General features: G+C 46.8%; 9 protein-coding genes. All 9 read left to right on the forward strand.

Annotation, left to right across the window (positions count from 1 at the left end; translation table 11 throughout):
* Positions 1–35 precede the first annotated feature (35 nt).
* The 9 genes from pxpB (at position 36) to MHH92_RS02420 (ending at position 11,698) form a co-directional block, all read left to right on the forward strand.
* On the forward strand, positions 36–752 hold the full coding sequence (pxpB, locus tag MHH92_RS02380) for a 5-oxoprolinase subunit PxpB (protein WP_340901720.1): 717 nt from the start codon (positions 36–38) through the stop codon (positions 750–752).
* Entirely contained in the window at positions 749–1,780 is a 1,032-nt protein-coding gene (locus MHH92_RS02385) for a 5-oxoprolinase subunit C family protein (protein ID WP_340901721.1), read from the forward strand. Before pxpB ends, MHH92_RS02385 begins: the two co-directional genes overlap by 4 nt.
* Positions 1,780–2,553, forward strand: a complete 774-nt coding sequence (locus tag MHH92_RS02390) for a LamB/YcsF family protein (RefSeq protein ID WP_340901722.1) — start codon at positions 1,780–1,782, stop codon at positions 2,551–2,553. Before MHH92_RS02385 ends, MHH92_RS02390 begins: the two co-directional genes overlap by 1 nt.
* 86 nt (positions 2,554–2,639) lie before the next feature.
* Positions 2,640–3,098, forward strand: a complete 459-nt coding sequence (locus tag MHH92_RS02395) for an NUDIX domain-containing protein (protein ID WP_253505289.1) — start codon at positions 2,640–2,642, stop codon at positions 3,096–3,098.
* Positions 3,099–3,554: 456 nt separating this feature from the next.
* Positions 3,555–3,971: a pyridoxamine 5'-phosphate oxidase family protein gene (locus MHH92_RS02400; protein WP_017690978.1), complete on the forward strand. Its 417-nt coding sequence runs from the start codon at positions 3,555–3,557 to the stop codon at positions 3,969–3,971.
* A gap of 477 nt (positions 3,972–4,448) precedes the next feature.
* The gene (locus MHH92_RS02405) at positions 4,449–6,722 is read left to right on the forward strand and encodes a bifunctional 2',3'-cyclic-nucleotide 2'-phosphodiesterase/3'-nucleotidase (RefSeq protein WP_253505291.1); all 2,274 of its coding nucleotides are present in this window, start codon (positions 4,449–4,451) and stop codon (positions 6,720–6,722) included.
* A 214-nt stretch (positions 6,723–6,936) separates the two neighbouring features.
* Complete coding sequence (locus MHH92_RS02410) at positions 6,937–7,995, forward strand: EAL domain-containing protein (protein ID WP_253505294.1); 1,059 nt, start codon at positions 6,937–6,939, stop codon at positions 7,993–7,995.
* A gap of 172 nt (positions 7,996–8,167) precedes the next feature.
* On the forward strand, positions 8,168–10,255 hold the full coding sequence (locus tag MHH92_RS02415) for a methyl-accepting chemotaxis protein (RefSeq protein ID WP_253505298.1): 2,088 nt from the start codon (positions 8,168–8,170) through the stop codon (positions 10,253–10,255).
* Between the two features lie 150 nt (positions 10,256–10,405).
* Positions 10,406–11,698 carry an arsenic transporter gene (locus tag MHH92_RS02420; protein ID WP_076253862.1) on the forward strand — a complete coding sequence of 431 codons (1,293 nt, stop codon included), beginning with the start codon at positions 10,406–10,408 and terminating at the stop codon, positions 11,696–11,698.
* Positions 11,699–11,962: the final 264 nt, after the last annotated feature.

The raw sequence follows: 11,962 nt of genomic DNA on the forward strand, positions 1-11,962 counted from the left end.
TACGCAAAACGTTTGGACAAAGGGGGAGATGGCGCATGAGCAAACAGACGTATGCATGGACGGAGGAGATTTTATCTCCGCTGGGTGAGGCAGCGGTTATCATCCAGTGCGGGGATCAATTGTCTGACGCTGTGCAGCACAGAGTGATGTCTGTATGTGCTTTGCTGGAAAAAAGCACTTTGCCAGCCATGATCGAATGGGTGCCTTCTTACACGTCCGTTACATTATTTTATAATCCGTTCATCTCCTCTTACCCTCAGTTATGCAAGATTCTGCTTCAGCAGTTGAATCAAATGAAGGAATCCGTACAACTTAAACCCAGAACGGTCACGATTCCCGTATGTTATGGTGGCGAGTGGGGGCCTGATCTGGACTACGTTGCCAGTGAACATGGACTGACCCCAGAAGACGTTATTGCAATTCATACATCCGGGGAGTATCTCGTACATATGATTGGATTTGCACCGGGTTTTCCGTATCTCGGCGGGTTGTCTGAACAGATTGCTACGCCCAGACGGGCAACGCCAAGGCTTCGGGTTGAGGCGGGCACAGTAGGTATCGGTGGCAAACAGACGGGAATCTATCCGGTGGACACACCCGGAGGATGGCAATGTATTGGACGAACGCCACTCCGGTTGTTTCGGCCGGAAGAGAACGTACCGAGTTTGCTGGCAGCAGGTGATCGGGTTCGATTCAAACAGATTACGATGCAGGACTATCTGGCGTTGAAGCGGAAGGAGGGCGAACGATGAGTATCGAAGTGATTCGCCCTGGTCTGTTATCTACCGTTCAGGATGAAGGCAGAACCGGTTATCGCCGGTATGGTATTCATCCTGGCGGGGTCATGGACACCTTTGCAGCCAGAGCAGCCAATATGCTTGTGGGCAACTCCCGTCATGCGGCAGTGCTGGAGATGACGATGACGGGGCCGGAGCTTCGATTTCAGGAGAGCCAGCTAGTCTCATTATGTGGAGCCGATCTGACGGCAACGGTGGATCATCTGCCTGTACCTTTGTGGCGTCCTGTGCTGGTGCGGGCTGGAAGTGTACTGAAATTTGGCCCATGTCGTCATGGTTTGCGTGGATATCTGGCGATTGCGGGTGGAATAGCTGTGCCTGAAGTGATGGGCAGTCGAAGTACAGACCTCAAGACAGGTCTTGGCGGTATGGATGGGCGAGCCTTGCGCGTGGGGGATCTGTTGTCCAATGGTGAACTTTCTGTCGAAGCGCAAGGTTGGATGCAGCGTATGGAGCAGCAGGTAAAGGAGAGTGAGCGGGACCACCGAATATTGGCGCCTGCGTGGCTTTTATCTGAACGTGAAAGACCTGACTATTATGGGCAACCTGTTATTCGTGTGATGGAGAGCAAAGATAGTTCGCTGTTCAGCGAGAGGAGTCTGGGACAATTATATGCCGAAAAATACGTGATTTCTTCGCAATCCGATCGGATGGGCTATCGCTTGCAAGGCTCCAGACTGGAGCTGGATCAGCCTCTGGATCGGCTGTCTGAAGCCGTTACCTATGGCACGGTGCAGGTGCCACCGGATGGTCAGCCCATCATCTTGATGGCAGATCATCAGACGATTGGAGGTTATCCTGTCATTGCACAGGTAGCTGGGGTGGATATGCCAATCCTGGCTCAGGCTAGGCCAGGAACCCGAATTTCTTTTAAAAAGATTACGCATGATCAAGCCGGACAGTTGTATATGGAACAGGAAATCAGTATGCAACTCATAGATAAGCTGATACGCAGAAGAATGGCAGGAATGGGGGGCACTTAATGAATACCTCGAAAACCTTGGATATCAATTGTGATTTGGGCGAAAGTTATGGTATATATCGCACGCTATCCGATGAGTCCATTCTACCCTTGATTACATCAGCCAATATTGCCTGCGGGTTTCATGCAGGAGACACGGCTACAATGCGGCTGACGGTAGAGAGGGCATTGGAGCATCAGGTGGCAATTGGAGCCCACCCCGGGTTGCCGGATTTGCAAGGGTTTGGCAGAAGACGTATGGACATTACGCCACGGGAAGCATATGACATGGTGGTGTATCAGATTGGTGCGCTGGATGCCTTTGTCCGGGCAAGCGGAGGGCGAATGCATCACGTAAAACCACATGGTGCCTTATACAATATGGCCGCAGAAGATGCGAAGCTTGCTGAAGCCATCACCGAGGCGATCTATCAAGTACAGCCTGAACTGTATCTGTATGGTCTGGCGGGCAGTGAGCTGATTCATGCCGCGAATCGCATCGGTATGCGTAGTGTGAGCGAAGTGTTTGCGGATCGAACCTATGGGACGGACGGAAAGTTAACTCCTCGCAGCCAAGCTGGAGCCCTCATTGAAGAATCGGGACAAGCGATTGCTCAAGTGCTTCGGATGGTGAAAGACGAAGTCGTTGTATCCACGGATGGTACGTTGGTTCCCATTAAGGCAGAGACTGTCTGTATCCACGGTGACGGTTCGAACGCTCTCGCATTTGCGCAAGAGATTCGTCAGGTACTGGAATCGGAAGGCATTGAGTTATCCGCGCATACAACAGAATGATACGCCTGTTCAGCAGAACAATAGTAGTATCAGGTTGAACGGATTGAACTTTGAAATTTTGGAATGACAAGGAGTGAATGAACAGAATGAAACCCATACGCAACTCGGCGAAGGCTGTCATTGTGCAGGATGGACGATTGCTGGTCATCCGGCTGGAAGACCAATATGGTACCGCTTATGTGTTCCCAGGTGGAGGACAGGAGAAAGGTGAAGAACTCAAGGATGCGGTCGCGCGCGAATGTCTGGAGGAGATTGGTCAGGCCGTGAACGTGGGAGAGCTGTTACATATCCGGGAGTATATCGGAAAAAATCATGAATTCGCCGAGTGGGATGCAGACATCCACCAGGTTGAATTTTATTTTGCGTGCAGCCTGATAGATCCGGAGGCAACCGTTTTTGAAGGCTCCAATCCAGACGACCACCAAGTCGCTGTGGAATGGATTGCCCTTGAAGAGCTGTCCCAGATTCGTTTATATCCAAAAACCATTGGTGAGTTGCTGCTTAAATCGGATTCTTCATCAATCTATCTTGGAGATTTGAATTAAATCAGCCATGAAGAAATATCGTGCTAACCCCTTTATGTAAACATTTTTATAAAGAACTTTTCCAATTTTGTCACGTTAGCGTATCGGTTCATGGATTCACCATAGGTGAGGTGGGTACACTATAAGTACAGGCTTATTACAAAAGCATTTGCATTAAGCTGTCTCTAGTAATAAGGGATTAATGAACTGTCATTAAACACAAAGAGATAGTAACAACTACACTTCTCTTGTACTTTTTATTATTCACCCTTAATTGGGAGAACAGTAGACGTAGTGGAGGGGACGGAATCGATTCTGAGGAAGCAAAGCGTTCGCCTTTATCACCGGATTTTCCCTTTGAGAAAAGGGAATCAAAAAAATCCGGGGATAACAGCGATCCAAAGAACGATCCGTACCCGCAACGGCCGCCTACAAGAGTTCTTCCAACATCCCCCCAAACCGAAAGGAGCACTTCCCATGAACCAGACTGAATTGGAACAAAACATTGTAAAAGCATTGGAAAACAACCCTTTTTGCAGTTTCTCCACTGTGGAGAATGGTAAACCGAAATCCCGCTATATGGCGCTTTTCAACGATGGACTGAACATTCATCTGGCAACGAACCGCCGTACACACAAAGTAGAGGAACTGGAGAATAATCCGAATGTTAGCCTGCTACTTGGTTATGAAGCTGGTGGTTCCAAGGAAGTAGTTGAGATCGAAGGAACCTGTGAAGTGACGAAGAACGAAGGATTGCGTGAGCAAGTGTGGAACGATGAACTGAAGGCGTGGTTCGATGGACCTAATGATCCGAACTATGTCATTCTGGACATCACCCCGGCTCGTATCGAATATACAGGGAAAGATCATGAACATCATGTGTGGGAACAATAATCCGAATATGAACATAACCTCTGCAAAGTAGCGTCCTTATGCGAAAATACGCGCAGAGTTTAATCCAACCGTGAAAGCCATTAAGGTTTCACGGTTTTTGGTATGGATGAATAACGCTGAATTGGATATACATGTAAGGCACATGTAATATACGTATTTTAAAGATAATAAGCACTAAATACCTACTAAAATGTTGAAAAAAATGTCGAATTCACGCATGATAATGTAAACTCGCCTAGGTATGTGCGGGTAATGTAAAAAATAATGCTTTTCAATGACTGAACATTGCGTTATGATTTGGAATGTAAACGACAAGCACAGACATAAATAGATGTTCATGTGAGATAAACTTACCTGAAATTCCGATGCATGTCATCAGAGCGACAGTACGCACAACCCATGAAATCTATTTTTTTTCTGCGCTCTTCGTTTGCCCATTAATGCATGATTCAATGTACATAACCGGGAGGGGTTATTTTGAAAACGAGTAAAAAAGTATTATCAAGCCTGACTGCCGCTTTGGTTGCATTAAACGTGCTTGCGGTGTTTCCGGTACCTGTATCGGCTGCGGATGCTGCCAAGGTAAAACTGCGGATCATGGAAACCACAGACATTCATACCAACCTGGTTAACTATGACTACTATTCCGACAAAGAGACAGACCAGTATGGACTCGCCAAAACAGCTACACTGATTAAGAAAGCCCGTGACGAGGCGAAGAACAGCCTGCTGTTTGATAACGGGGATCTAATTCAGGGGAATCCGCTGGGAGACTACACTGCCAAAATTGATCCACTGAAAAAGGGTGAGACTCACCCTGTATATAAAGCGATGAATCTACTCGATTATGATGCAGGGAACATCGGTAACCATGAGTTTAACTATGGTCTGGATTTCCTGGACATGACGCTCGAGGGAGCGAACTTCCCTTACATTAATGCCAATGTCTATGTAGACGATGGTGATGATGATGAGACAAATGACAAGAACTATTTCACACCGTATGAGATTTTGGATAAAAAGGTAACGGATGAAACTGGCAAAGAACATACGATCAAAGTGGGTGTGATCGGATTTGTACCGCCACAAATTATGCAATGGGATAGTGCTAACCTTGAAGGCAAAGTAATCGCCAAGGATATTATTGCTACCGCGAAAAAATTCATCCCGAAAATGAAGGCCGAAGGTGCCGACATTATTGTAGCCATCCCTCACTCCGGATTTGAGGATATTCCTCAAACGGATCTGATGGAGAACTCCGTACTGTACCTGAGCCAGGTAGAAGGCATTAATGCCATTCTGTTTGGACATGCTCACAAAGTATTCCCAAGTGCTGATTTTGCCGGCAAAAAAGGGGTAGACCTTGAGAAAGGTACAATTAATGGCGTTCCTGCTGTAGAGCCAGGATTCTGGGGTGATCACCTGGGGATTATTGATCTGGATCTAGAACAAGTGGATGGCAAATGGAAAGTGGTCGATTCCAAAACGGAAGCACGCCCAATCTATGACACAGCCAACAAAAAACCATTGGTAGAGGCTGATCAGGACATCATTGATGCGGTTCATGAAGAGCATGAAGGTACATTGGAGTATGTTCGTGGTCCGGTGGGCGAAACGACTGCACCTATCAACAGCTTCTTCGCTCTGGTTCAGGATGATCCATCCATTCAGATCGTAACGAATGCACAGAAATGGTATGTCGAAAAACATATGCAAGGTACGGAATATGAGAAAATCCCTGTATTGTCCGCAGGTGCACCATTCAAAGCCGGTGGACGTTCAGGCGCTTCGTATTACACGAATATCCCTAAAGGCACCATTGCGATCAAAAACGTTGCTGACCTGTACGTATATCCAAATACGGTACATGCTGTAATGGTTAACGGCGCAGAACTGAAAGAATGGCTGGAATGGTCTGCAGGCCAGTTCAACCAGATCGACCCGGCTAAAGGTGGACAACAACAACTGATCAACAATGACTTCCCAACGTACAACTTCGATGTTATCGATGGTGTAACGTATCAGATCGATGTGACACAACCAGCCAAGTATGACGGCAAAGCAACCGTTGTAAATGCATCGGCAAGCCGGATCAAGGATCTGAGCTTTAACGGTAAACCGATTGACCCAGCACAAAAATTCATCGTAGCGACGAATAACTACCGTGCTTCTTCATCCAAGCTGGCTAACCCGGACGGTAAACGTATCGTTCTGGCTGCACCGGATGAGAACCGTCAAGTGATCATCGATTACATCCGTGAAAATAAAACGATTAATCCGGCAGCGGACGGCAACTGGTCGCTGGCATCAATTAAGCCATCTGCTGGGTTAACCGCAGCAGCGCTGAACGACCTTGAAGTGGTGTTCGCATCTTCCCCGGATGCAAAAGATCTGGTTGAAGCAAACCCGGCGATGTCTTTCATTGGTACAAATGATGATGGTTTTGCTGAATACGGCATGAAATTGACTGGAGAAGCAACAACAACTCCGAAACCAGGTATGGAGCCTGCTCCTACGCCTACAAAGCCAACTAAACCTACGGAGCCGACTACTCCAACCAAACCAACGACCAAGCCACAGCCTGAGAAACCAGCGGGCGGCAAAGTGGTATATGTAGTGAAAAAAGGGGATAATTTGTACCGCATCGGTTTGAAATATGGTGTGGACTGGCGCAAGCTTGCGACAGCTAACCAAATCTCAAATGTGCATAACTTGAAAGTTGGACAGAAAATTGTGATTCCCGCTTCTTAAAGTTTAATAAGCTGAGGAGGAGACCGACAGTCATCAGACTGTCGGTCTTTTTTTCTGCAAATTTGAATATATTTGTTCCAAGAACCGTCATACAGGAAGTCATCAAAACAGTAGAGATTAATTTTAAGACCCATGATATAATATTTACAAACTTTGGGTATATACAAGTGAACATTAATGGACATGGAATCTAAATTGGCAAGGGGGGTCCTACATGAATTGCAGTGGCTGCAGTCCAATCTATGCTATAGAGGGCCAAGGTACCTTGTACTTGCGTCCCATTTCCCCCGCTTTGCTGGAAGCGCTACAAACGCCGGGAAGACTTATCGAGACGTCGGATGACATGATGTGGATGGATTTTTCGAATCTTGAGACGGTTCAGAATTTAATAAAAGAGATCGGCGAAATTGATCCGACATTACGTGATTCCCTAACCGTGCAGATAATGCCTATTTACGAACAGGTTAATGAAGAAAGCTGGATTAGTCTAACCATGCAGGAGTCCCGTTTCAAACATGCGGAGCTTGTTTCCATTATTCTGGAGCATCAATTCAGCAGTCATATGCAACCCATCGTTGATGCATCGGAGCAGATTATCGGATATGAGTTTTTGCTTCGTCCTGCTGAGAATGGAAAATCCTTCAGTTCCTATGAATTATTTGAAGTTGCGCGCGAGACCGGACTACACTCTTTTCTAGATCGTACGGCGCGTATTACTGCTATTGAGACCAGTGCCCTTTTTTTGCCGCATGGTGTCAAACGCTTCGTAAATTTCCTGCCTTCCTCCATATACAATCCCGAATATTGTCTGACACATACGTTTGAAGCGATTGAACGTCTCGCGCTTGACCCTAAAGATTTTGTGTTTGAAGTCGTGGAAACAGAGCAGATTCAGCATATGCCCATCTTGCAGCAAATATTTGAGGTATATCGTTCCCGTGGAATGTCGGTTGCACTGGATGATGTGGGTGCCGGATATTCGACAATAGAGTTGATGAATCGGTTAGAACCGGATTTTGTCAAAATAGATCGAAGTCTCATTGACCGTTGTGATCAGGATTCGACCAAACAACAGCAAATTCTTCATATTGTTGAGATGTCGAGTCGATTTGGAGGGCAAGTCCTTGCCGAGGGGATCGAACGGATGGAAGAGTTTGAATTCTGTCGTTCCATAGGTATTGAGCTTGCACAGGGCTACTATTTTGGTAAACCCTCGGCACAACCCCCAGGCGGTCCGTACTCTAATACTTCATCTATTTCATGGAATAATTAGTAACCTGTACCTTGTACAAGTCGCTTCTGATCAGAGGTGGCTTGTTTGGCGTGCCTGCACATTTTTCTCTCAAATAAATACCCTCATTTAGCCGATATATAAGATAAGCCTTTAGATTGATCCATACATACAAAGAAAGAGGGCATTTTTACATTTTGAGGGGGAGAAAGACATGAGTGAAACTCAGGATAATAAACCAATGAAAGCAGCGAAACCTGCCAAACCAAAACATAGTCAAAATAAAAAGAAGAAAAAGAAAGGTTTCGTCTGGAATATAAGGAACAAACTATTGGTCTCCTTCCTGGCCGTTCTACTCCTGCCAAGCTTGGCAGTCGGCTTAATCACACTAACGATGGCTGAAGATGGCGTACAAGGACAATTAGTGGATAGTGCCATGCAAAGTGTGAGCACTGCCAATACCATTGTAGAAAGCCAAGTGAATTACAAGATTCATGACATTAACTATTTCGCGGATGCTCTTGATCCGAGCCTGATCAAAGGGGAGAACGATAGTCCCGAGCTTCAGTTGAAGCTGGAGCAATATCTGGGCTTGCATCCCGATGCCATGAACATTTTTGTAGGAACAACAGACGGAGTTATGGTTCGAGGTAAACCAACAGCGAGTAGCACACGGGGAGATGCTTATGATCCTAGGGAGCGGGAGTGGTACAAACTAGCGATGGAAAAACCAGGTACAGCTGTTGTATCAGTGGTGTCTGTTAATACCGATGGTGTTGCCGTTGTGTTTATCTCCAAAACATTAAAGGATCAATCCGGTGTCATCGGGTTATCTCTGGACCTGACAGACCTGCAAGAGCAGGCATCCATTAAGGTGGGTAAAGAAGGCTACGTCATTATTATGGATGCAAACAAAAACTATGTTGTATCCCCTGTAGCAGATGCAGGTACGCCGGAAACGAGTGGCTTGCTGGATGAGATGTATGAAGGTCCAGAAGGTCAATTCGATTACGTGTTCAACGATCAGCCGAAGATGATGATTTTTTCAACAAATGAAGCAACAGGCTGGAAAATTGCCGGCACGATGCTCAAGAGTGAAGTAACTAATGCAAGTAAGGATATTCGCATGGCAACATTTATTGTTATTCTGGCGGCTACGTTCCTTACACTCCTCTTTATTATATGGTTTACACGCTCCATGCTGCGTCCAATTAAACGACTGCAGGAATCTGCCAGAGCTGTGAGTAAAGGTGACTTGACCGTGAAAATGGAAACAGGGCGTAAAGATGAAGTCGGAGAACTGGCGAAGTATTTTGAACGTATGGTCGATAACCTGCGGATGATGATTCTGGGCGTACAGGAAACGACAGAGCAGGTATCTGCTTCTTCTCAAGAGTTGTCTGCCAGTGCAGAACAAACTACCAAAGCGATTGAACATTCAACACTGGCCATTCAGGAACTGGCTGAAGGTGCAGAGCAGCAGGTAAACAGCGTGAAAGACGGATCGGGACAGATGAGCCGAATGGCAGAAGATGTTCGAATGATGTCGGAGCGTGTACAGTCGATTACGGCGAATATGCGGCATACGTCCGGAGCGGCTTCGTCTGGGAATGAGGCAGCAGGACAGGCTGTGGAGCAGATGAACAGTATCCAGGAAACGGTGGAGCAGCTTGGGACGGTGGTTCAATCTCTGAATGCACGTTCCGTTGAGATTGGTAGCATGGTTGATGTCATTGCATCCATCTCCAAACAAACGAACTTGCTCGCATTAAATGCTTCTATTGAAGCGGCAAGAGCGGGGGATGCGGGGCGTGGGTTTGCAGTTGTAGCCGGTGAGGTACGCAAACTGGCAGAGGAATCCGGAAGTTCGGCAGCGCAGATCGGTGAGGTGGTTCATAATATCCGTCAGGACATGGATGCCGCTCTAATCGCTATGAATGCGGCTCAGACTCGGGTAGGAGAAGGAATTCAGGCCGTGAATACGTCAGGACAATCCTTTGCTCAGATTCGGGAGGCGGTGGAAGATGCTGTTCATACATTGGATGACTTGTCCGCAACAACGAAGCAACTGGAGAGCGGTGCATCCCACGTTGCCAAGGCGATGAGTGATATTTCGAATGTGACCCAGGAATCGGCTGCGAATACAGAATCCGTGTCTGCATCTTCGCAAGAACAACTGGCATCGGTAGAAGAGATTGCATCATCCTCGGCACACCTGAATAGCATGGCAGAACAATTACAAGGATTGCTTGGCATGTTCAAGATGGTGGAGGATACACCGAAGGATAAGGGTAAAGAATAATTCCTGGCATTGAACACCATAACTTACCACACATTTTATATTAAAAGAAAATAAAGATAGACAATATTCCTGTTGCCCTGTATAAATATATCGTCTGGTCATTCCGCGCATATAAATAATATATTGATACAGGGTACAGCAGGAGGCTCTATGGTATACGTAGCAATACTGATTTTTGTAGTAACGATCACCTTGGTGATCTGGCAACCTCGTGGATTGGGTATCGGTTGGACTGCCTCGGGTGGAGCATTGCTTGCTCTGTTATGTGGAGTTGTTAGCTTAAACGATGCCTCGGATGTAGCATCCATTGTATGGAATGCAACGCTAGCCTTTGTTGGCATTATTATGATTTCTCTCATTCTCGACGAGACGGGTTTCTTCGAATGGGCTGCCCTTCATATGGCAAGGCTGGCTGGAGGAGACGGTCGCAGACTGTTCTTCTACTCCATTCTGCTGGGAGCCGCGGTGTCTGCCTTGTTCGCGAATGACGGTGCCGCGCTCATTCTGACGCCAATTGTGCTGGCCATGGTGCGTGCATTGAAGTTTGATGAGCGCATGGTGTTGGCTTTTGTGATGGCGAGTGGGTTTATCGCGGATACCACGTCGTTACCGCTGGTCGTCAGCAATCTGGTTAACATTGTGTCGGCCGATTTCTTTGGCATTACATTTGTGGAGTATGCGGTGCGCATGGTTGTGCCCAATCTGTTCTCAATCGTAGCGAGTACGGGGATGTTGTTTTTGTTTTATCGCAAAAGCATACCCCTTCGCTACGACATCTCCGCGGCACGTGACCCGAAGGAAGCGATACGTGATCCACGGATGTTCCGAATCGCCTGGTTCATGCTTGGGCTGTTATTGGTTGCCTATGCATCCAGTGAGTTTCTGCCGATTCCCGTGTCGGTTATCGTTGGCTCCGTTGCGTTGCTGTTCGCTTTATTGGCACGCAAGAGCGAGGCTGTTGATCTGAAACGGGTAATCAAGGAAGCGCCATGGTCGATTGTGGTGTTCTCGGTGGGTATGTATATCGTCGTATATGGACTGCGTAATGCAGGGTTAACGGATCATCTGAGCCGCTGGCTGGATGCCATAGCAGAGCATGGTCTGCTGGCTGCTTCGCTTGGGATGGGCATCATCGCTGCTGTATTATCATCGGTGATGAACAACCTGCCGACCGTGTTGATTAACCTGCTAGCCATCCAGGGCGCACATACCGAAGGTATCATTCAGGAAGCATTGATCTATGCCAATGTCATTGGTTCCGACCTGGGTCCCAAAATGACCCCGATTGGATCACTTGCCACATTGCTGTGGCTGCATGTGTTGTCACGCAAGGGTGTAAAGATTACATGGGGTTATTATTTCAAAGCAGGCATCATCCTAACGATCCCGACACTATTGATCACGTTAGCCGGATTGGCGCTATGGCTATGGATTATAGGTTAGTACAATCGTAATTACATTTGGAACCAGAACAAACCGTTAAGTGTCTGGATAGGTAGTGTTGTAAGGATCGCGCTTATTGTCTTGGATGTAGTGGTACTATACACACAAACCAACCTTTTTAGAAGGTTGGTTTTTTTGTTTGTTCTGTTTTCCTTCCCAAACGGTTCTTAAATAGAATACTAACTTAGAATTTAAAAAAAGTGGGTATCATAAACGAATACACGATCACTTCCTAACTATTAGGAAAGAGTATAGGCTTGGTGG

The sequence above is a fragment of the Paenibacillus sp. FSL M7-1414 genome (genome assembly GCF_038003195.1).
GTDB lineage: Bacteria > Bacillota > Bacilli > Paenibacillales > Paenibacillaceae > Paenibacillus > Paenibacillus amylolyticus.